Here is a 24115-nt window from a genome sequence, read left to right on the forward strand (position 1 = left end):
TTTAAAATCTCGCTAAACGCCATAGAAGGTGCGATTAGCACGGTTGTCAGTTGTTTCAAAGTCTTAATTATGATACATTAGTGCCGAGTTGTCTCAGGTGGCAACAGATTGACCAAGGACTTTTATACCATATAACCATATAAAGGAGTTCAGATTGTTGATGCAAATTTTTAGACAATGGTATATCGACTATATTGTGCCATTTTTAGACCTTTATTTATGGCTCGATTTCGGTTTAGCTGCACTAATATCCACCATTATCTTTTTGGCTTTTTGGTTATTTAGGAAGATTTTTACGCGGTATATATTTAACCTCATATTAAGATTTACTGAAAACACCAAGTTTGACCTGGACCGATCCGTCGTTGTCGCCTTCGAAAAACCATTGCGGTCTTTATTTATTGTGCTGGGATTGTATGTATCACTGAAGTACTTTTTCGGTCATTTACCGCTCATAGACGATGCACGGGAGATAAACGATAGCCTCTTTACGTTGTTTCGAGCCTCCGTTATTGTCCTCATCGCCCAGGGGCTTTATCGCTTATCCAGTGAAACATCAACTTGGCTTGAACGATTTGGGCAACGATTTGGCTACCAATTCGATCGCATCATCATGCCTTTTATCTCAAAGGTCCTACGCTTTGTGATCATTGCACTGGCTTTTAGTATGGTTGCACTGGAATTCGATTATAATGTGAGTGGATTTATTGCAGGGCTGGGATTGGGTGGTTTAGCCTTCGCTCTTGCCGCTAAGGATACCGTCGGGAATATCTTTGGAGGCATCGTCATTATCACCGAGAAGCCTTTTACGATTGGCGATTGGATTGAAACCCCAACAGTGGAGGGAACCGTCGAAGACCTCACCTTCCGAAGTACCAAGGTGCGTACTTTTGCCCAGGGGGTTGTCACCGTTCCGAACTCCACGTTAGCGAATGAAGCTATCACAAACTGGACCAAAATGGGCAGAAGACGAATCACCTTTCATTTGGGTGTTACTTATGGTACACCGAGGGATAAAATTAAAGCGTGCGTCGATCAAATTCGTAATATGCTCCGGCAACACCCTGACATCGATCAGGAAACTCTGTTCGTTAATTTTGATAAATTTAATGATAGCAGCCTCGATATCTTTCTGTACTTCTTTACAAAAACGACAGACTGGGGCGAATGGTTACAAGTTAAAGAGGACTGTAACTTACGCATCATGGAGATTTTAGAAAAAGAAAACGTCTCTATTGCCTTTCCTAGTCGCAGTCTATACGTCGAAAGTACACCTGAACAAACATCTCTGGCAGACACAGAAGATAATAGTCAATCAGAGGAAAGCACGGATAGCACAGGAGAACCAGGAGGATCAAGACGATCAGATTAAAGGGGTCAACAAGGGCGCCATTACCATGGCAAGTGTCATAACACTGGTAAACATAGAATGAATATAACCAAACCAACCATCATAAAGGCGTGTGCTTTGGGAAGATAATGAACCAGACACACGCCTTTTTTGCATCATTTAATTAACGTTCTTTTGCATGGCAATAAATTTATATGATGCTTTTTTGTGCTTGCATGTGATTGATCGATTTATTGATTTTACGACCGATCTTTATTCTATCCTTAATTTAATAATAAGATCAAAGATATCAAGTGGTGAGTTTAAGCCCGATCACGCCTATGACAATACAAAAAATAAAAAACAGCATTTTTTGATTAAACGCATCTTTAAACCATAAAATACCCACGGCTACACTCCCTACGGCCCCGATAGCCGTCCATATCGCATAGGCTGTACCTAAAGGGAGAAATTGTAGGGCGTAAGACAGTAAATAGAAGCTCAATGCACCCGCCACACTCATGGCTAGTGTCGCGCCCCAACGTTTAAACCCCTGAGATAATTTGAGGAAGGTGACGAACAATATCTCGAACAAACCGGCAACGAACAATGCTACCCAGGCCATATTATGACTCTCCCTTCACTGTCGTCGTGTCTGTGTACTTTGAGGAAGACGCTCCCTTTAAACCGATAATGCCTATGATTAATAACGTTAAAAATAAAAGTCTGAGCCACTCCACAGGCTCTTCGAAATACATCATTCCTATGATCGAGGTTCCTACTGTCCCGATACCAGTAAAAGCTGTGTATACAGTTCCCATAGGGAGAAAATTCATGGCCTTCGCGATCGCCCAAAGGCTGACCATAATCAGAATGGCCGTTATGATACTAGGGATGAACTGAGTGAAGCCTTCTGATAGCTTTAACCCTACAACCCACCCTATTTCAAATACGCCTCCGATGATAATATAGATCCATCCCATGGTTGTCACGCCCCTTCATACCGATCTACTAAAGTGATTCGATCATATCAATTATTCATATAGCATGGCAAATGAATTGATCGGTTATAGCCAAGCCGTGTCGCTCAAGACAACAAAAAAAGCGCCGTTTGTTTTTCAAACGACGCTTTTTTGAATGTAGTATTAGTCATAAAACCGACTACTATATACTAAAAAATATGGCTGTTATTGTTGTAAATACAAGCTATAGGTACGATTAGCGAAGGCGGCATATTCGCCACGTGTGATGTTCTTCGTCGGCTCAAATTGAGCGTAGAACGTCACTTCACCGTCATTTAATTCGTACGCCATGTTCTCTGCGAAGAAATCCTCTGGTGTTAAAATGCTGAGGTCAAACGCGAGTTCAACATATCCTCTTAACGCTGGCGCAATTTCATCTGCGTCTGTAATGACAATTCTCTGATCGCCATAATACACTTCCATATTACCGTCTTCTAATACGGTGTTTCTTTCTTCTGCCTCTGATTGATGCCCAAGACTTTGTACGAGTGAATAAGCAATGTCTTCTCTCGTCACAGCGCGATCAGAATCAAATGTGGTGCCTTCAGATAGCATCACAGGATTCTGAACGATAAAGGCATCCTTAAGTGCGCCTCCCCTAGCGCTTACCGCTTCAGCATAAGGTAAGAAGTCAGTGGATACATCTCCGAAAGAGCGTGATCCATCGACGGGTAGATACTGACGAATCCCCATGCCCATCACGAGATACTCGGCAAGCTCTTCACGAGTTAGGGCACGATCCGCTCGATATTTACCATTATGATAACCATCAACCAAACGGTTATGGACAGCCATCTTAATCTCGTCTTGTCTATCATGTCCCTCTATATCCTCTAGTCCAGTATAACCAGTAGAGCGCTTAGTGGTCACAACCCCTTCTACTTCTTCCGGAAGAGCGGTACCTGTAGGATTTATTTCGGCTCCTCTTAGCCCACGAATTTCGATTGTCCATTCACCTGGCGTCGGCGAAGGTACGATGACAGTGCGATCGAAGTATAAGGAGAAAAGTAGCGAGATCCCTGAACTGTATTCTTTCCCATTCGGGTCGATTAGAATGAGATTAATAGGATTACCGCTCTCCATAAATCCTTCTCCATAGACTGTGACAGCTAATTCTGTGAGCCCCTCATCAACTAGAAAAGGCGTGCTTCCATTCGTCGCCGGGTCATAGTCGATAACGATGTCTTCACGTTCAACTTCTAAGTCAACGCTACTATTGAAATCTTGGTTCATATTAAGGGTTTGTCCATATTCGCGACCGTTCAAAGCCGTATCTACTGCCGCATACGCATTGGCATACCCAGCCCCGACTTCCCAATCAGCACGCCCAGGGATATTGGTGGCTGTATCTTGTATGATCTGCTTCACTTCATCAGGAGATAATGTAGGATTAGCTGAAAGAATTAAAGCGACAATACCAGCCACATGCGGTGCAGCCATGGATGTCCCACTCGCACTCGAGTAGTAAGGGACGTAAGCTGTCTCAATATCTTCAGCGTCTCCTTGTAAACCGATAGGTGTTAGTACATCTACGGCTCTAGTGGAAATAATGTCCACACCAGGTGCGGTTACCGTCGGGCGATCTTCCCAAGTGTAAGTCTCACCATCAATGGTCACTTGACCTCCGCCCCCTTCTACACCTCGAGAGGAGAAACTTGCCAAGTTGCCATCTTTATCTCCAGCAGCCACAGCAATGACCCATGGTGCCTTCTTAAAGTTCCCTGTTATCGTATCTTCCGCTGGTCCAGAGTTCCCTGCGGAGAATACGACGACCATACCACGATCATATAACTTCTTTGTGGCTACGTTGGTGGGATGGTCAGGATTAAACGGTGTTCCAACGTCGCTAGGACTTCCAAAGGAGTTCGTAATCGCACGGATGTTATATTCTAACTGGTGTGTCAGTGCGTAATCGAATCCTCCAAGCGTGTCTAGAATGAAGAGCGCCGCACCAGATCCGTATCCCACAAGATTTGCACCAGGGGCTACCCCTGCGTATTTTCCATTGGATTTCGCACCGGTTCCTGCAACTGTTCCAGCAACGTGAGTCCCGTGGGATGCAGTGTCCGTGTTCGGTACATTTTCGGTATACGTTACGGGTAGTAGGTCAGATTGCCCATTTAAGTTCGTTGAGCCTAAGACGTTTTGTATGACTTTAGTGCCATAAGGTAGGTCGTCATGCGTTCCATCAATACCTGTGTCGTTAACGAGGACCGTAATATCCTCTCCAGAGACCGGTAAGCCTCCGTTCTGCTTCGTGAAAGATTGTTCAGTTAATACCTTCTTAGCGCCAGTAATAGACGTTCCTTCGTAGTTTTCATACTCCAATTCCTCATTAAAATATAAAGAACGAACTTGAGGTAATTCAGCCAGTGTCGCGACTTGGTCTGCGTTGGCAATTACGCCAGCTATGGGCAGTTCATTTAGTGTCACACCGACTTCAATTCCAACGGTTTCTAGTAATTCAACGTGTCGTTCTGAAGGCCCGTCCTCACCCCAAAAAGTAACAATGACCTCCACTTGTGTCGCCTGCTTGAGTTCTTCGAGTAAGAGCTCGTCCACATCAGTAGAGACATCAGTGTTTAAAGGAATGTCATCAAAGGCGCGCGCCAGTTCGTTAAGCTCATCAGTGTCAGTTAATGCAAATGCTGGCATAGCAAGAGATAAAACGAGTGCAAATACCAATAACACTGACAACTTCTGTTTATGTTGCATCTTTTTCATCCTCCTTTTCTATATGTTCACAAAGTATTCAAACATTCTAACAATTTAATCATAGCAATAAATCGTACGGAAGATAAGGCTTATTTCAGATTTATAACTAACGTCGTACAGGACAAAAGAAGGACCCAGTTCACGTTGATGTGTGGAGCTGGGCCGTGTATAAGACTTATTTTCTTTCTTACTTGATGTCCTTCATTTATGTCCTGATTAACGCGTTAAGGTGGGCTGGCTGTTCATTTGCATCTGATACATCTGTTGGTATTTACCCCTTTGTTGTATAAGCGCATCATGCTTCCCTTGCTCAACAATGTGGCCATGATCTAAGACTAAAATATGATCCGCTTCCCGAATGGTCGATAAACGGTGGGCGATAATAAACGTCGTACGTCCTCTTTTTAATACCTCCAATGCACGTTGGATCATCGCTTCTGTTTCCGTATCGATATTGGCGGTGGCTTCATCTAGAATAAGAATGGCCGGATCAAAAGCTAAAGCTCGAGCAAAGGATATCAATTGTCTTTGTCCAGAGGACAACGTGCTTCCCTTCTCCACGACGGGTTCATCGTATTGATGTGGTAGCGGCTCAATGAATCGGTCAGCCCCTACCATTTTAAGCGAATTGATCACTTTTTCTTTTGAAATAGATGGATCATTCAGGCTCACGTTAGAGGCAATGGTCCCTGTAAAGAGGAAAGGATCCTGTAGTACGATCCCCATATGCTGGCGAATATGCTGCTTTGGGATCGTGGTGATGTCCTGCCCATCTATCTTGATTCGGCCATGCTGCGGATCATAAAAGCGAAAGAGTAAATTCATAATGGAGCTTTTCCCTGAGCCGGTATGTCCTACAAGCGCTACCGTCTCCCCCTGATTTGCTTCAAATGATATATCCTTGAGGACATATTGATCTTTTTCATAAGCAAATGACACCTGCTCAAAAGCAACATCACCTTGGTACTTAGGGATTTTACCTTCTTCTACCCCTTCACCATCCTGATCGAGCAAGTGAAACACCCTTTCTCCCGCAACCATCGCTTGATCGAGTTGGGCTAGTTGGTTCACTATATCAGATACGGGTTGAAATAAACGGTTGAGATAATCGACAAAAGCGTATAACAACCCGATTGAGATCACACTCCCAACGCCTATCGCGGCCCCACCAAAGTACCAGATGAGGACGACGAAACAGATATTTTGTATCGTAAAAACCAAGTTGTGAGAGGTCATAGCGTTGAGGTGGAGTAATTTATTCTGATAGTGAAAGTGGTCTTCATTAAGCTGTTCGAATTCTTCCTCTGTTCGTTTCTGTCTGCCAAAAACCTGAATGATAGGCATCCCTTGAATGGATTCGTTAATCATCCCGTTTATATCACTTAGGCGTGCACGAATCGCATGATTGAAACGTGAAGCATAGCGGCGATACAAGATGGTCCATAGTACGATAAGTGGAACCACGAGTAACGTGATGGAGGCCAGTGTCACGTCTAATAAAAACAGGGCAATATAAATGCCGGTCATATATATGATACTGGTGAAGAAAGTGGCCAATACTTTCATGTACAGTTCTCGAATCGCTTCCGTATCATTGGTGATTCGTGACACGATCTTCCCTACAGGTCGTTGGTCAAAGAATGATACCGGGAGTGTCTGAATGTGAGTAAACACATCGTGCCTCATGTTTTGAATAATACGATTAGCGGACATTTGGAGTAAGTAGGATTTGCCGTATTGGAAAAAAGAAGCAAAAATGAGTAAGCCTACGTATAAACCTAACCACTTGATAATAGGCGTGACCTCAGGTTGATAAAAGCCGAACACGTCTTCTGCCGACAAACGGGTCGTATCTAGTGCTATACGTTCCTCACCATTTTGAACATACACCTCCCCTGCTTCCTCTCGTGCCTCTCCTTGACTTGGAACGGTATCCTCTGTCACGTAATACCGTGTCCCGACTTGTAGGATATATAGCGTTGCTGCTTCGTCCAAGCTTTGCGCTTCGGTCTCCGTTAATCGGTCACCTCTCTTATACAACGCACCTTGATAAGAAACGGCATAAGGGTCATGTGTATCCTCCACCATCACCCATGCTTGTTCAATGCCTGTAATGTGGTCATCTATAATCGTTTTAGCAATAAACGGTCCCGTTAATTCAGCGGACACTGCGACAGTTAACAGCACAAGCGCGATCATAATCGTTTTCTTAAAACGTAAAGCGTAACGATATAAGCGTTTGGCCGTCATTTTTTTCGTATACTCCGAGTGCTGATCTTGATGATCGGCCGTTTGTGGTTTGTTATTTTCGTTCATATAGTTTCACCCTACCCTTCCACTTTCTGACGGACATATTGCTCTTTGTACCAACCGTCCTGACGTATGAGATCGGCATGCGTCCCTTGTTCAACGATGCGACCCTCTTCGAGTACTATAATCCAATCTGCATGCTCAACAGCACTCATGCGATGCGTAGCGATCAATGTGGTTTTTCCTGCTCGTTCCCGCCTGATGTTATCGATGATTTTAGCCTCTGTTTTACCATCAACAGCGGACATGGCATCATCCAGTATCAGGATATCGGGATTAAGGATGAGTGCGCGGGCAATAGACACACGTTGTTTCTGACCACCAGAAAGCGCGACGCCCTTTTCACCCACCAACGTATCTAAACCTTGAGGCAAGATAGAGATGATATCGTCAAAAGCGGCCATGCGTAAAGCGTGTGTGATCGCCTCGGGAGACGCATCATGCTTTCCAAAGGTCAGATTCTCTCTGACGGATTTAGAAAATAAGACTTGTTCTTGGGGCACATAACCGATCCATTCGTGTAGTTGCTGTAATGAAATATGTTCAATAGGAACACCCGATATAAGAACCTGACCACCGCCTAATGGGTATTGTCTGAGCAACTGCTGAAGTAACGTTGTTTTACCGCTCCCTGTTCGCCCTACAATCCCTATGGTCTGACCTCGTTTAATAGTGAGCGACACGTCCCGTAATCGTTTAACATTGGAGGTCGGATAGCAGAAGGTCACAGACTGAAACATGATATCTTCCGGTTGATCAATCGTTGTAGGCTGTTCAACATCCTGCACGTCGGCCTCGTACGATAATGTTTCCTGAACACGATCCAAGGAGGCGTTGCCCCTTTGCATCACATTGATGAGTTCACCCACAGCAAACATAGGCCAGATCATCATACCGAGATAAATGTTGAATGAGACGAGGCTCCCTAGGGTTATCTCATTGTGGAACACGAGATAAGCGCCGTAACCGATCCCAATGACATAACTCAATCCAACCAATACTTTGATACTCGGTTCAAATAACGCATCCACTTTCGCCACTGCTAGATTCTTCTGAAAGACGTTCTCGGTCATATCTTTGAAGCGTTGGACATCTGCCTTCTCCTGTACATATGCACGGTTTACCCGGATACCCGATATGGATTCGAGGACGTTGTTATTCATATCCCCGAATGCGTCTTGTGCTGCCGTAAAACGTTGATGAATCTTCTTCCCGTAGCGATGCATTAAGACAGCCATGATAGGCAGTGGTAACAACGCTGCGAGTGTCAGTTTCCAATTCACAAACAGTATCATGACACCTAAAATGACAAGCATAAACACCGTGGCATCAACCAAGGTCAGGATGCCAAAACCAGCGGTGAGTGAGATCGCTTTAAGGTCATTAGTGGCTCTGGCCATGAGATCTCCTGTACGATACGTTTCATAAAATTTAGGGGTCATTTGCAGCAGATGACGCATGAATTGTGATCGCATTAAACGCTCGACAAGAAAAGCCCCGCCAAACAATTGGTACATCCAAACGTATGTGACGGTATAACTGACCACGATCAGTCCACCATAAAATAATAATATTTCTGTCAGACGATCCCAGGTCATGAGACCGAATTGAATATCGTCGATGGCCGTTCCAATAATCATAGGTGGCAAGACCTCAACGAAACTGACTAATATAAGCAGGGACACAGCGATGGTATATCTCTTTTTATAGCGTTTAAAGAACCATCCTAATTTTTTGAATACAGTGAACATAAGAGGGTCACTCCTTCAGTAAGTTTGTACATGGATTCATTCGTTCAACTTGGGCTAGAGATACTGCTTCATCACTGACTTGATCCTCTAGAATTGATGTCACAGCATGCGATCTTTTTGTTTTCGACCTTACAGCATGTAATCTCCTGAAAATAACAAAACACGACACCTATGTGCCGTGTTTTCTCAGCTCTGTGAACCATCCTTAAGCTTCTGTTACAATCAGATCAGCTTCTGTTGCAGTCAGATCAGCTTTGATGAAGGTCATTTAACAAAGAAAAAGCAGGCACATGACGTGACCTGCTTAATGGTATGTATCTTAACACTGTTGGTGTTAGATTTGGTAGATGTAGATGGCTAGCGTTCGAACCTGAGGTGCATAAACGGGAGGATTAAGCCAGCCCATATGTTCTCGTGTTCAAAACTCGCGTTCATCATGTATCATAGATACCATGCGGGTCACATGCGTATGAAATTGTTGCCGTTGTGAGTCTCCAGTGCACTGGCGTTGAAGCATGAATGGATTAGCAATGATATTCAAACGCATGTTAGCCCCTCCTTTATGGTTCTATCACATTTATAATTTAAATTTACTTTCACATTTACAACTTATCATCAAACTTACCTTCTGTCTTTGTGCTACTAAATTGTATAATTTTAGCATTAAAATTGTCAACACTTTTTTTTACACTTCGTTACAGCTGTTGAAACGCCTATTCTCCTTATTCCCGACGGAAGTTACCCATGACCTCCATCGTTTGGCTAACACTCACAAACGCATTAGGATCTATGCTTTTGATTAACGGGCGTACAACCGCCAATTCATAACGTGAAATGACTGTATAGAGTACTTCTCTTTGTTCCTTTGAATACGCCCCTCGTCCTTCAATGACCGTAATACCGCGGAACAATTTAGATAGCAGCTCTGTCCGAAGTTCCTCACCTTTGCTCGTGACCACCATGAGATTCAGTTTTATATGTCGGGTGTGAATACGATCAATCACTAACCCTGTAATGTAGATGGAAGCCAAGGTGTACAAAGCTAATTCCCAAGAGAATATAAAGCCTGATACGACAACCACAATACTATTTAAAGCGAATATAATGCCACCTAATGGCATATCACGTTTTTTAATGAGCAGTAAGCCGATCACATCAAAGCCACCAGTCGAGCCATAAAAACGAACAATAAGGCCAATCCCAACGCCTGCTATAATACCACCAAAAACAGAAGAAAGGAGTGCATCCTCTGTGACCTTGACCACAGGTATATATTGCATGGATACAGCCGTGACCAACACAGAGAAAAGACTGTTACCGATGAACGTTTTTCCCACTTTGGTCCATCCTAGAATAAGAATCGGGATATTGAGGAGTACAATCCAAATACCTGCATTAAGGGGCGTAATCAGACCCAGAATCATGGCGAAACCTGTGACGCCTCCTGTAAATACTTCATGCGGAAGGAGAAAAACATTAAAAGCGAACCCTACAATAATGGATGCTACTAAAATAATAAGAAGTCGATACACGTTGTTTAACATTTCCTTTTTCACCCCAATTTGAGCAGACTAGGCTCTTATTCTTTATATATCCCTAAACTATTCTTTTTACGCATATTTTTTAGTCCCCTATTTAAAAGTATCCTATAAATGACCATAAAAAAAAGACAGTAAGAGGCAGGTGTGCACATACTACAACCTCTTACTGTAACAAAGAAGACTAAATTAATCTATCTTTATTTATCTTTTGCGATTGAATCTTTTTATGCCATTGCAATTGAATCTTTTTATGCGGCTGTCGCTTTTAATTTTGCCTTTAGAATGTAAACGACGACCGCCATACTGAGTAATGTGGCTACAATCCCAGCCAATGCACTGCCAGTAAAGCCTAAGGCTAGATAGCCAATAAACGTCGTAGCGGCAGCCATTAAAGCGTAAGGTAACTGTGTCATCACATGATCAATATGGTGACTCCCTGCACCTGTTGAAGACAAAATCGTCGTATCCGATATTGGAGAACAGTGATCTCCGAATATCGCTCCCGCTAATACAGCAGCTAGCATGGGTAGTAACAACTGAACATCTACAACCACCGCCATTTCACCTGCAATTGGGAGTAACATACCGAATGTACCCCAAGACGTCCCTGTTGAGAACGCCATAATACCAGAGATAAGAAAGACGAGGGCTGGGAGCAACATCACTGGAATGTTACCGTCAATAATGCTCGCCAAATATGCGCCAGTCTTCAGTGCACCAATGATCTCTATGATCGTCCAAGCAAAGACGAGAATATAAATGGCGGGTAACATGGACTTAATCCCGGCCCATAAACCGGCTATTAGATCCTTAAAAGCGGCGACGCTGAAATGATGGACGCCATATAAACGGATGGACGTCAGCAGTACGGCCACACCTAAACCAATGAGTCCTCCGTATACGAGGGCCGCAGCCACATCCGTATTTACAAATATACTCAGAAGGGTCACGTTGCCTTCTGTACCTTGTATTCCTGTCGTGATCATGAAGAATACTGTAGCCACGACGAGGGTTATTATAGGCATGATCAGGTCTCGCGTTTTTCCGTGATGACCCTGCTTCAGGGCTTCATCGTCCTGATGCCCAGGGACAGCCCCTTTAGACGTATCAAGCACCTCACCCGATGCCTCAGCACGTTCCTCATGTTCTTTCATCGGGCCAACATCAAGTCTATACATGATAACAGCAAATACAAGCACGAGGGCAGAAAGCGCATATAAATTCATGGGTATCATGTACATAAAAGCTTGTAACGCCTCATACTGCGTAATGCCATGATGAGTCAATATACCGGCAATAATGGTAATGATATACGCGCCCCAACTAGAAACGGGTGCGATCACACACATCGGCGCAGCCGTAGAATCCACAAGGTAGGCAAGCTTTGCTCTAGATACACGATGGCGATCCGTCAGCGGTCGACTCACATTACCAACGAGCAAGCTGTTAAAATAATCATCGATAAATATAATGACACCTAGGATAGCTGAGCTCAGCTGTGCCCCTTTCTTTGTCTTCACTTTGCTTTGCGCCCATTCACCAAACGCTCGGCTTCCTCCGGAAAGCGCAATGAGTGCAGCCATCATACCGAGTAAGAGTAAAAATAAAATAATGTAAAATTCCCAGCTGTTCAATTGCCACGTATCTTCTTCAAATACGACAAAAATACCTCTCACAATGTCAAAAACATAAACAACACTATTAACTATCCAATCATAAAGTCCACCAAACGAAGCGAGATCTCCTTCAGTACCGTTAATCATGAGCGTCCCGACAACAATACCCAGACCTAGGGATATGAGTACTCTTCTCGTGATCACAACCATGAGTAAAGCTAGGAGTGGTGGAATTAAAGAATAAATTGTTCCTTCCATGCTTCTCATTTCCTCCTCTTTTAATCCACTATGCAATGAGGAAATGCCCATTTCAACGAACACTCTTAAGTACGACAAACGCAAATCTATCACTGCTCGTAAAAAAAAAGGCAATGACAGGAATCTCCTATCATTGCCTTTATGGACAATGCTTATCCCCATCACAAATGGTGTAGTTCTCCACAACCGTCTTAGGTGTGACAGTGTTACACTTCTTCAGTATAACCCCAGCAATAGGCATGTTGACGCATCCCTAAAGCTTCGGCGGAAGTCCCTTTCACCTGTAATCATGGTTGTCATTCTCCTACAGGATACTGATGATAATCCGCGCCTCTACCTCATCTGTGAATGATGAGGCACAACATGTATATTTTATACTATTGCAAAGCGCTTTCTATTATAACAATATTGGCATGAATGTGGCAACAGTGAATTTGACGCTCGTAAACACTTAAAATTTACCATTAATTCTACGACTCTAGGGTTGATGTCGACGTGCAAAATCGACAAATCGAAACTTATCTGTTCGATGTCGGGATTCTGTATATTGGATCAGGCTCGTATCTTCTAGATAAACGAAGCTTCGTACAACGACTACTTGGTCATGTCCATCGACATCTAGATAGCATTGATCCTCTTCAGTTACGGACTCTACAACAATTTCTTTTTTGGCAAAGCTAATCTGTAAACGTAAATCCTTTTCCAAATATTCGTAAATGGAGTCTGCACATATCTCTTCTGTTAGAGAAGGGACATGCTTTTGTAGTAGATAATCTTTATCGAGAATGATCTTCTCTCCATTAATCTCACGTGAACGGACCACTTCCCAGATGCGATCCTGTTGCGTTAAGGACGGGTGGTTGATTAACGTATCGTTAGGCTTATCTAAATGGAGTTGATGGACGATCGTTCGGGGCTTGTCTCCCATCTTTTGAGCCAGCTCCTTAAAGCTGACAACACCGGAGATAGGAAAATCTAATTTACTCAGACCTAGAACGATCGACCCTTTTCCTCTGACTTTTTGAATGTAGCCGTTTTGAGAAAGTAAATTAAGAGCCTTTCGCACCGTTTCTCGTGAGGTGCAATACTGCTCGCATAAAGCGTTTTCTGAAGGAAGCTTTGAATCAGGTTTGTATTTCGCATCCTTAATCTCATCAACAATATCTTGATATATGGTTAAATATTTATTTTGCATAGCATCACCTGACTTCATTTTAGCATGAAGGGCTTAAGTGATAAACGATAGACTCATAAGGTCTTAAATGTACACGATCATACGTTTCAGACGAATCTTTGTAATTGGATATGAGGATGTTGGCCTCATATTGCTGAAGAGAAACTGGACATTCAAATGTCACATCGGTACCGTAAAAATTGTTGACGACTAACAGTTTCTCCCCTTCTCCATGGCGAACGTAGGCAAAAATTTGATCATGATCGTCTAAGATCAATTCATAGCGTCCGTACGTGATGATATCGTATTCCTTCCTTAGTTGAATGAGCTTCTGGTAGTGATAGAATATGGAATCCTCATCCTCAAGGGCTTGAGCCGCATTGACCTCGGCCACATTATCGGCTGTGGAAATCCAAGGCGTACCTGTTGTAAATCCTGCGTGTGGACGATGATCCCATTGCACAGGCGTACGTGAATTGTCTCTAGATTTCTTTTTCAAAGCTTGTAGAATGGCTTGTTCATCCCAGCCCTCTGCTTTTTTCATCTTATACATGTTAAGCGACTCAACATCACGGTACTGATCAATCGAATCGAACTTGGGATCGGTCATGCCGAACTCTTCACCTTGGTAAATGTAAGGCGTGCCCTGCATCATATGAATAGTCGTGGCTAGCATCTTAGCCGACTGACGATGATACGTCTCATCGTCACCATAGCGTGAGACCACACGTGGCTGGTCATGATTACACCAAAAGAGGGCATTCCATCCGCCACCCTCATGCATGCCGACCTGCCATTTGGTGAGGATATCCTTCAACGCTTGAAAATCAAAATCGACGACAGACCACTTTTCACCATTCAAATAATCGACCTTCAGATGATGGAAGTTGAAGGTCATATCCAGCTCTTCTCGTTCCGGATCCGTATACTTAATACAGTGATCGATCGTCGTAGACGACATTTCCCCCACTGTCATGCTTTCATATTGGGAGAACACTTTCTGGTTCATTTCATGCATAAACTCATGGACTCTAGGACCATCAGTATAAAACTTTCTTCCGTCTCCAGGGGGAACGGAACCATCATCGTCAGGAAAGTCCTGATTTTTGGAGATGAGGTTAATGACATCTAAACGAAAGCCGTCAACTCCCTTTTTAAACCAAAAGTGCATCATATCATAAACATGCTCTCTTAGCGTTGGATTTTCCCAATTCAAGTCTGCTTGTGTGACGTCGAATAGATGAAGATAATACTGCCCTGTATGCTCATCGTATTCCCAAGCCGAACCTCCAAATTTGGATTCCCAATTTGTTGGGACATCAGTTGGCGCGTTGTCGTCTCCTGACCCCTGTTGTTTACTCGGCTTATCGCCATCCGTTTCCGCTTGGATCGCGGTTTGACCATCCTTCCAAATATAAAAGTCACGATAAGGATTGTCTTTAGATTGGGCGGCCTGTTTGAACCATTCATGTTCAGTTGAAGTGTGGTTCACGGCGATATCCATAATAACGCTTAAACCACGCTGATGAGCTTCTTCTAGCAGCTGTTCGAAATCCTCCATCGTGCCATACTCTTCATGTATATCGTAATAATCACTGATATCATACCCGTTATCCCTTTGAGGGGAGGCGTAGATCGGCGTTAACCAGATCACATCGACCCCCAGTTTTTCGAGATAGTCCAGTTTGGCTATAATCCCTTGAATGTCACCAACACCGTTTCCTGTTGTATCGTTGAAGCTTTTCGGATAGATCTGATAAACGACAGATCTTTTCCACCATGGTTCGTTCATCATTTGTTTTTATTCACCTTTTCTTTGCTTGTATTTCCCGTATATGACGGTTAAGACGAATGGTACGACGATGACGACGCCCATACCGATAAAGAAGGAAAGCCAGAATTCGGGGAAGATAGATAAGAATCCTGGAATGCCCCCAACGCCAATAGACGTTGCTCTAACCCCTTGGTACGTGATATAAAGACCAGCGATGGCAGAACCTACCATAGCAAAGATGAACGGGTATTTAAAGCGAAGGTTCACCCCGAACATCGCGGGTTCTGTAATGCCGAGATACGCAGAAATAGCTGAGGTAAAGGAGAGACCTTTTACATTTTCATCCTTTGATGCAAACATCATGGCTAACGCTGCTGAACCTTGTGCAATATTAGACAGCGCGAGCATTGGCCACAAGAATGTTGCCCCTGTAGACGCGATCAGTTGTAAATCCACCGCTAAGAAGGTATGGTGCATCCCTGTCACAACGAGGAGTGCGTATAAACCACCGTAGATCAGTCCCCCTAAGGCAGGAATGGCTTCAAATACGCCGACGAAAGCTGACGTAATCATGTTCCCGATGGCAAAGGTGACTGGCCCTACCACTATAAACGCTAAGACCCCTGCAAGGAGTAACGTAATCGGTGCGACCACTAATAATTTAAACGCATCGGCCACGCGTTTGTTAAGGAAGCCTTCAATACGTGCCAAAATATAAGCTGAAATTAAGACTGGTAGAACTTGCCCTTGGTAACCAAGCTTTTGCACTTCAAATCCGAAGATGTTCCAGACGGGCACATTTCCCTCGTTAATCGCTTCAGCATAATCCCAAGCATTCATCAATGCTGGGTGAACGAGCATGAGCCCTAGTACAATACCGAGTAATTCACTTCCGCCAAACCGGCGTACAGCTGACCACCCAATCAGCGCGGGTAAGAAAACAAAAGCTGTATTGGCAATTAAATTAATCATGTCTGCCGGATCGTTCCACTGTGGGTAAGCATCCACGATCGACATCTCATCAAAGAAAATTCCCGGTCCTGTAAGTATATTATTAATCCCCATTAATAAACCGGCTGTCACGATCGCAGGCAGAATGGGAATGAAAATATCCGCAAGCGTTTTAATCGCGCGTTGTAATGGGTTGAGCTTCTTCTCTGCCTCATCCTTAATGTCTTGCTTCGTAGATGCTCCTATTCCCGTTTGTTCCACGAGCGCCTTATAAACTTTATCAACTGTTCCTTGTCCGATAACGACTTGGAACTGACCGTTACTAGAGAAAGCGCCCTTAACAGCATCGACTTGTTCGAGTGCTTCTTGGTCCACCTGATCTTCATCAACTAAGGCGAATCTCAAGCGTGTGACACAATGGGTCGCTTTTGAGATGTTCTCTTTTCCACCGACTGCTTTTATAATCTGTTCGGTAGACTGTTTGATGTCCATGTCTTAACCCCCTATAGATATAAATACATCATGGCTTTTTGCGGGTGATAGTAAGTATAATACCTTTTCTTCTAATCCGCTTTCATAATATCAATCTTGTATATACAAGTTTGTTAAGCCCTTTCATTTTAAGATGTATATACATGTTTTGCAAGCCTAAAGGCCTAAGAATTTTTGTCCAAAATGTGAAGGTCGCTTGAAAAAAGGGATTAATGACTTTCTCATGAGAACGTGTGTATGGATATGACGCAACGATGCTACACTCTTCCGATGACGTTTCGTTTCTCCCTATTATTTGAGCATCAAGGTCAAATTATAATAAAATAGTGCAAACAAAAAACGTTCGGTTATATTAAAAGACCGAACGTTTTTCAGCAGTTTCATATTTGATTCTTTTGATTTTTAAGCCCCCGGTGGTTCAAGATCCTACTTGTATATCTCACAATCTTACACAGATTGTCTTCACCTTCATCGTGTGACTTGCTTAGTTTTCATGCTTGAATTCAATTTCATCCCGTTTCTTACTGTATTTCACTGTCAGGTCATGTCCGTCAAAATACCATAAGTCCTCTTTTTCCACATAAAACGTGATGCCGTCTATCTCTGTTTCGGCACCCATTTCTTTTGGCTGATCTTTGTTCATTCCTAGGGAAAATCCGCTTTGAAAGGTTCCACAACCTCCGTACCGTGTGAAAAAGCGAACATAATCGCCCGAAGCTAATGCCATCTCTTTTTTAAACCAGCTAAAAGCGGGTCGTGTGACTTTAATTTCCACATTAACACTCCTTATCCATTAACCCTTCTTGAATGTTGTAATGACCATTGTAACGGATAAAGAATAATAAATAAAGTACAGCGCCTTGGCGACACTGTACTTTATAACCTACTTATAACATGGCCTTATTCCTTTGATCTCTTGGTCGTCATTTGTATCCTTCTGTATTTGTGTCCTTTATTACTATTTCTCTTTGGTGACCATACCATAAGCTTTTTCTACTGCATCATAAGCGTTGACGTAACCTGCGCCCACTTCCCAAGCGTCATAGTCCGGCATATCCGTTGCTGTATCTTGTAAAATGTCTTTGACTTCGTCCGGTGTTAAGCTTGGATTCGCTTGGAGCATGAGTGCCACGATACCTGCAACATGAGGGGTCGCCATGGACGTACCACTCATCATCGCATAGTAAGGCTGGTGTGCAGGGTCAATTTCACTAGACACACCTAGTGGCATTAGTGGACTGGGAGGAATCGTAGAGATCACATCTACACCTGGTGCTGTCACTGTTGGGCGGTCTTGCCACGTCCATGTTTGTCCATCTAATTCAAAGCTCTCCTCATGTCCTTCCGTTCCTCTAGAAGAGAAGTCAGCAAGGTCACCGTCTTTTGTCCCAGCTGCCACTGAAATAACCCATGGCGCTTTGGCATAAGGATTATGCGTATCAGCTGAAGGTCCGGAGTTACCCGCTGCGAATGTAATAATCATATTACGGTCATAGCATAGCTTTGTAGCCACATTGATAGGGTTGTGTGGGTCAAAGTCTCCTGAAGATCCCCAAGAGTTCGTCACGACACGAATATCATATTCGTGTTGGTGCGTTAACGCGTAATCAAACCCGCCTAAAGCATCTAGGATGAATAGTACGGCACCTGATCCATATCCTACAAGGTCAGCTCCTGGTGCGACGCCTTCGTACTTACCACTAGACATCGCTCCCGTACCAGCCACGGTGCCAGCAACATGCGTACCGTGTCCAGAGTTTGTGTCCGTGTTAGGCTGATCCTCTAGATATGTAACAGGAAGTAGCTCACGATCATAAGCATTGAGATTTGTTGTTCCCATGACATTTTGTACGAGCTTACGTCCAAACTCATGGTCTTTATGTGTCCCATCAACACCGCTGTCATTGACGAGTACAGTGACCCCATCTCCCGAGATTGGAAGGCCATCAAAGCGGTAATTTGGGTCCTCTCTCAGCTTGTCCACACCTGTTAAATCTGTAGAATCCTCATTAAAATACTCTAATTCGCTATTGAGGTACAAAGAACGAACCTCAGAGGCAGTCGCCAAAGCTTCGATCTGTTCTTTAGTGGCTAAAACACCCGCGATCGGCAATGATTCAAATGTAAAGCCGGTCGTAATGTTGACGTCTTCTAACACATTTAACTGCCCTTCTGTTACCCCTTCATCACCCCAGAAAGTCACAATCACTTGGACAGCTTCCTCAGTTTGGGCGAGCGTTTCAGTTAGCTTTGGATCCACGACCGTTTCAAACTGACTTGTGCTTTGACCAAACGTCGTCGCTGCCGGTGTTAAAGAAAAAACCAACATGACGACTAACACAATTGAAATGGCAAGATTCATGTTTTTGTTCATTCATTTTCCTCCTCTTTATAATTTTGTCACAATTCTTACAATATCTATCGTAGCGTTGTATCATGAAATCGAATAGTTAAAATCTAAAAATATAACAAATGATCTACTGATATGAACAATTGATGTTTAAGTAAACGCTTGTATTGCCTACTGATTTGTTAAAATCTACTAAGTGTATCCACCATAGATTGACAGATAAAAGACAAAAGACCCAAAAAATTGGGCCTTTATGAGGAAGGGGTTGACGTCTCCAGTACTTTATATTGAATGGCACAAATAATAGCCTGAGAGCGACTTTTGACTTTTAATTTTTTATAAACCTTATTCAGATGTATTTTGACCGTTTTTTCACTGATAAACAGGACTTCAGCAATGTCCTTATTCGTTTTTCCCTCTACCAGTAATCTCAGCACTTCTGCTTCTCTCGGTGATAAGGGTTCAAATTGGCTCGGTGGTGGACTCTCAGCTGGCTGTTCATTTGAGTGATGTACATGTGACCCTAAAGATCCTGATGTTTCCTCCTCCGCTTGCATCGCATACTGGTTTAAAAGTTTTTTGGCCATCGCTGGATGAAGCATTGACTGTCCGTTGGCGACCACCCTAATGGCATCCACGACTTCTTCGGAGGGGCAATCCTTTAAGAGATAGCCACTTGCACCGGAGCGAAGAACAGAGAAGAGATATTCGTCTTTATCGTACATCGTTAGAATCAATATTTCAGATTCAGGTGAGATGCTTTTGATGCGTTTGGTGGCTTCAACGCCATCCATTTCAGGCATGTTGATATCCATGAGGACGACATCAGGCTTGGTCCGTTCTATCAAGGTGACCGCCTCAATGCCATTCGTAGCTTTGCCTACCACTTCTAAATCCTCTTCTAGGTCTATAATTAGCCCCATACCCTCAAGTACAACGGCATGATCATCTACAAGCGCGATACTTGTTTTCATACGACACCATCCTTTCTGATCCGGTGAAAGTGTGCTTCATGAATACTAATACTAATCTCAGTCCCTTTGCTTTCTGCAGTGTTAATTTGAAAATAAGCGTCATACTTTTGCGCGAGCTCATTCATATTTTGGATACCGAAGTGATCCTCGTGCTGTAACGCCTGACTTAACGAAAACCCAATGCCATTATCTCTAATAGAAAGACTGATGTGATCGGTGGCGTAATCTAGCGTCACTTGAGCCTGTGTGGCTTGGGCGTGTTTGTTAATATTTTGCAAAGATTCAGATAGGATCTGATACAACGCTTCCTCAGCAGCATCCGAAATAGAGTAGGGTTTGCCCTCCACAGTAAAGACGGTTTCTATCCCGCAGGAAAGCTCAAACTCTAGTACCTTTCTTTCTATCGCTTTGCGCAAGCCATATAGCTGCGTTGGCAAGGGACGCAAAGCATAAATCGACTGCCGTATATCCTTTAAGCTCTTTCTTAACTTGTGAACATTATCCTCCAACAACCCTTTTAATCGGTGGGGTTTTGTGTCGACGCACTTAAGGCAAGTCTCTGTCTTTAAGGTGACAGCGAGCATAGATTGGGCTATGCCATCATGAATTTCTCTAGCTAATCGGTTTCTCTCTTCGGCAATGAGCCGTTTTTCTCTTTCTTGAACCAATAGCGTGTTACGAATGGCCATAGAAGCATGGTTAGCTAAAGTTTCAAGCATGAGTTTATCCTCTTCGAAATAACTTCTCGTACGTTCTTTACCGAGAACAATGACACCATAGATATCTTCATCAATGCAGATCGGTGCCGCAATGAAAGCGGTTTTCTCAAACCCTTTTTGGCTCGTTTTAAAAGCCGACTCTTCGGAGGTGGGTATATATCTGGAAATCAGAACCGTTTCTTTTTTTTCCTGGACCTTGCGAGTGACATTTGCACCTAGCGACAGATAGAGTTCCTTGCCTTTCTCAACCTTATATCCGAAAATTTTTAAAGGCACCAATTGACCATCTTGGTGTATATAAATCATACCAAACGTATAGCTAAGCACTTGGTCTATCGCCTTCTCCATTCCATCTAACACTTTCTCTAAACTTAGGGTCCCACTCCAGTTTTTAGATGACTGAAACAACACTTCTAGTTTGTGTTTCTCATGCGTGAGTTTCGTGATGATATGAGCAATTATCGCAGCTGTCACGAGTGGCATATAGAAAAACGTGATTTCAAACACGTTGCCAGAGTAATTCTGGTGATCAAAAAAGTAAAAGAGTGACAAATAAGCAAAGTTAATAAGCACCACAAAGGATTCTAATTTTGCTTTTTGTACCCATTGCTTCAAAGTGTAGGCCTGTGGACGTACCCATAGAACCAAATCAACTAAGATATTATTTATGATCGTGGATAACAATAAGAACACAGTGAGGTATAACATACGATCGGTCAATTCAGTCATAGGTTGTGTAAATGTGATTGTGACAGCCTGATAGGCGATCCAATAGCTAATAATATAATTCGAGCTATTAAAAAGGAAGACCTGAACCGAGCGGCGATCGATAAGATCCGATATAAGTGACACACAGATGAGCACGAGAATCGCTTCTAAAAAACCATGCTTAATCACGAGATAATACATAATCGGAAACTCGAGAGAAGCGGTTCCAAAGCTTAAGGGCATGGGGTAGTGTTTGATCACAAACAGAAACGCCGTTAAAATGAGCAACGCCACAACGTCCCCTGTGGGGGATATATCTAATTGAAACGCTGGCCACTCTATGTAAACAATCACAACAGCTAATAAAACTAAGACATGGATCAAACGTTTAGATTTCAAAACATAATGCTCCTCACAAATCAAAGATCCTTTAAGACATAAAAACTGTAACGCACTGCTCTTTTAATCTTATTTTACAAGTATTATGACAAAATGAAAAGATCTATTTGTCGCCTTATGTTAGTCTTTCTATACTTTTTTGATACTTGTTCCTTTTTGTAGTTCCACGATGGAAGAAACGCCCACACCAAACATGGCAATTCGACATTCCAGTTCGATTTTTTGTAAACGTTGTTCTAAAGCTTCAACGGAGACAGATGCGTCACGTAAGATTGAACGGCCATATCCGACAGTCTGGGCTCCAAGTGCCAAGCATTTCGCTGCTTCTAGTCCATTCCTGATTCCCCCGCTAGCAATAATGGGCAGATGAGGATGTTCTTGATGGATGTCAGTGATGCACTCGGCCGTTGGGTTTCCCCAAGAGGCAAAAGTTTGAGCCACTTCCTTCATAACGGGTGACGTTGCTCTGTACTTTTCCACTTGGCTCCAAGACGTGCCGCCAGCACCAGCGACATCGATAAAGGCAATCCCTATTTCTTTCAGTCTACTAGCCACATCTGCATTGATCCCCCATCCAACCTCCTTCACGCCAACCGGCACATCCACCTGCCTGACCACGTTTTCTATCTTAGGGAGTAAATGAGAAAAATTAAGATCTCCTTCGGGCTGAAATACTTCCTGCATGGTATTTAAGTGCAAGACAAGGGCATCCGCATGAGTGACTTTGACAGCTGTTAAACATTCTTCGACTCCGTAGCCATAGTTCAACTGCACGGCCCCCATATTGGCAATGATAGGGATTGTTGGCGCCACAGATCGCAACTTAAAACTATATCGTACCTCTTTGTTTTCTATGGCAGCTCTCACAGATCCTAAACCCATAGCCCAGCCTCTTTTTTCTGCTACTTGGGCTAGAGTACGATTGATTTCCCATGCTCTTTGTGTTCCGCCCGTCATTGAGCTGATTAAGAATGGCGTTTTCACTTGTTTATCTAGAAACGTTGTTGCTAGTGATATATCTTCAAAACTGACTTCAGGAAGTGCATTATGGATTAATGTGTACTTTTCTAATCCTGTTGTCATGCCTTCACCTGAAACATCCTCGTGGAGGACAATATCAATATGTTCATTCTTTCTCTGCTCCGTTTGTGCTAAGTGCTGATGCTCTTCATTTCCCATGCGGTCCACCCCATCTGTCGTACTCGCTTGTCCGTATTAGTTTACATGTACCTATAGTGTTGTGTACTTGTGATGTATTACTCATGTGTTTTTGATACATAGTGTTGTGTTCTTGTGATGTATTACTCATGTGTTTGATACATAGTGTTGTGTTTCTGATACGTTGTGATGTGTTTCTAGCTTGTATCGAATCAATGTTCTTTCTAATGGTATATATATTACTTTCTTTACTATATATTGTCCGGGCTAAAAGTAGTACATACAGCTTTCGCTAATCTAAACGCTTAAATGCTCAAAGCGTCTGTCCCAGATATTCGTTTACAAGTTCTGATGTTCAACCATGATACAAGCATCCATCATCACAGATAATCCACCTTCTGTGGCAATCTGATAAGCCTCTTCATTAAATATACCGAGTTGTAGCCATAGGCATTTAGCACCATGGGCCACAGCTTGCCGCGCAGGCTCAACCGTTAGAGGGCTCTTTCTAAAGACATTAACGATATCAATGTGTTCCGGTACTTCATCCAAGGAAGCATACGCCTTTTGCCCCAGAGATGAGGTGATATTCGGATTGATCGGGATAATATGATAACCCATTCGTTGCATATACGCCGAGACTTGATAGCTTGTTCGATGGGGCTTGTCTGATAAGCCCACCACAGCAATATTTTGAGCTTGCGATAACACTTGTTTGATTTCTTCACGTGATGCACCCATAACATACCCTCCCTCAAATATCTGTTAAAAATGGTAACATCTCAGTATTCAACAAACGGTGTCTAATGTCCTCTTACTCAGTATTTAATATACCTTGTTGGAAAAAATAACATGTACAGATAACAAATGGTA

General features: G+C 43.2%; 18 protein-coding genes and 1 riboswitch. Of the genes, 1 reads left to right on the plus strand and 17 read right to left on the minus strand.

The window, feature by feature from the left end; all coding sequences use genetic code 11:
- The first annotated feature begins 160 nt into the window (after positions 1-160).
- Entirely contained in the window at positions 161-1372 is a 1212-nt protein-coding gene (locus JKM87_RS11370) for a mechanosensitive ion channel family protein (protein ID WP_202080488.1), read from the plus strand.
- Positions 1373-1640: 268 nt separating this feature from the next.
- Here the strand turns inward: JKM87_RS11370 and JKM87_RS11375 are convergent, their stop codons facing one another.
- From JKM87_RS11375 to JKM87_RS11450, 17 genes are all read right to left on the minus strand, one after another.
- Positions 1641-1955 (minus strand): DMT family transporter, encoded by a 315-nt coding sequence (locus JKM87_RS11375; RefSeq protein ID WP_202080489.1) that lies wholly within the window; start codon positions 1953-1955, stop codon positions 1641-1643.
- 1 nt (position 1956) lies between these two features.
- Positions 1957-2313 carry a DMT family transporter gene (locus JKM87_RS11380; RefSeq protein ID WP_202080490.1) on the minus strand — a complete coding sequence of 119 codons (357 nt, stop codon included), beginning with the start codon at positions 2311-2313 and terminating at the stop codon, positions 1957-1959.
- 204 nt (positions 2314-2517) lie between these two features.
- Entirely contained in the window at positions 2518-5067 is a 2550-nt protein-coding gene (locus tag JKM87_RS11385; RefSeq protein WP_236838769.1) for a S8 family serine peptidase, read from the minus strand.
- Between the two features lie 216 nt (positions 5068-5283).
- Positions 5284-7317, minus strand: a complete 2034-nt coding sequence (locus JKM87_RS11390) for an ABC transporter ATP-binding protein (RefSeq protein WP_202080534.1) — start codon at positions 7315-7317, stop codon at positions 5284-5286.
- 77 nt (positions 7318-7394) lie between these two features.
- A complete protein-coding gene (locus tag JKM87_RS11395) occupies positions 7395-9128 on the minus strand; it encodes an ABC transporter ATP-binding protein (RefSeq protein WP_202080491.1) in 1734 nt (577 codons plus the stop codon).
- A 418-nt stretch (positions 9129-9546) separates the two neighbouring features.
- Positions 9547-9675, minus strand: a complete 129-nt coding sequence (locus JKM87_RS18085) for a hypothetical protein (RefSeq protein ID WP_272899206.1) — start codon at positions 9673-9675, stop codon at positions 9547-9549.
- Between the two features lie 175 nt (positions 9676-9850).
- Positions 9851-10672, minus strand: a complete 822-nt coding sequence (locus JKM87_RS11400; protein WP_202080492.1) for a YitT family protein — start codon at positions 10670-10672, stop codon at positions 9851-9853.
- A gap of 245 nt (positions 10673-10917) precedes the next feature.
- Positions 10918-12543: a Na+/H+ antiporter NhaC family protein gene (locus JKM87_RS11405; RefSeq protein WP_202080535.1), complete on the minus strand. Its 1626-nt coding sequence runs from the start codon at positions 12541-12543 to the stop codon at positions 10918-10920.
- A 165-nt stretch (positions 12544-12708) separates the two neighbouring features.
- Positions 12709-12887: riboswitch (Lysine riboswitch) on the minus strand.
- Between the two features lie 134 nt (positions 12888-13021).
- Entirely contained in the window at positions 13022-13738 is a 717-nt protein-coding gene (gene treR, locus JKM87_RS11410) for a trehalose operon repressor (protein WP_202080493.1), read from the minus strand.
- Positions 13739-13757: 19 nt separating this feature from the next.
- Positions 13758-15509: an alpha,alpha-phosphotrehalase gene (locus JKM87_RS11415; RefSeq protein ID WP_202080494.1), complete on the minus strand. Its 1752-nt coding sequence runs from the start codon at positions 15507-15509 to the stop codon at positions 13758-13760.
- Between the two features lie 9 nt (positions 15510-15518).
- Entirely contained in the window at positions 15519-16934 is a 1416-nt protein-coding gene (gene treP / locus JKM87_RS11420) for a PTS system trehalose-specific EIIBC component (RefSeq protein WP_202080495.1), read from the minus strand.
- A gap of 484 nt (positions 16935-17418) precedes the next feature.
- Entirely contained in the window at positions 17419-17709 is a 291-nt protein-coding gene (locus JKM87_RS11425) for an iron-sulfur cluster biosynthesis family protein (protein WP_202080496.1), read from the minus strand.
- Between the two features lie 183 nt (positions 17710-17892).
- Positions 17893-19308 (minus strand): S8 family peptidase, encoded by a 1416-nt coding sequence (locus tag JKM87_RS11430; protein ID WP_202080497.1) that lies wholly within the window; start codon positions 19306-19308, stop codon positions 17893-17895.
- Positions 19309-19535: 227 nt separating this feature from the next.
- Positions 19536-20258: a response regulator transcription factor gene (locus JKM87_RS11435; RefSeq protein ID WP_202080498.1), complete on the minus strand. Its 723-nt coding sequence runs from the start codon at positions 20256-20258 to the stop codon at positions 19536-19538.
- On the minus strand, positions 20255-22084 hold the full coding sequence (locus tag JKM87_RS11440; RefSeq protein ID WP_202080499.1) for a GAF domain-containing sensor histidine kinase: 1830 nt from the start codon (positions 22082-22084) through the stop codon (positions 20255-20257). The genes JKM87_RS11435 and JKM87_RS11440 overlap by 4 nt, the downstream gene beginning before the upstream one ends.
- Before the next feature lie 129 nt (positions 22085-22213).
- A complete protein-coding gene (fni, locus tag JKM87_RS11445; protein WP_202080500.1) occupies positions 22214-23263 on the minus strand; it encodes a type 2 isopentenyl-diphosphate Delta-isomerase in 1050 nt (349 codons plus the stop codon).
- A 318-nt stretch (positions 23264-23581) separates the two neighbouring features.
- On the minus strand, positions 23582-23983 hold the full coding sequence (locus tag JKM87_RS11450) for a CoA-binding protein (RefSeq protein ID WP_202080501.1): 402 nt from the start codon (positions 23981-23983) through the stop codon (positions 23582-23584).
- Positions 23984-24115: the final 132 nt, after the last annotated feature.

This window comes from Caldalkalibacillus salinus (assembly GCF_016745835.1).
Classification (GTDB): domain Bacteria; phylum Bacillota; class Bacilli; order Caldalkalibacillales; family JCM-10596; genus Caldalkalibacillus_A; species Caldalkalibacillus_A salinus.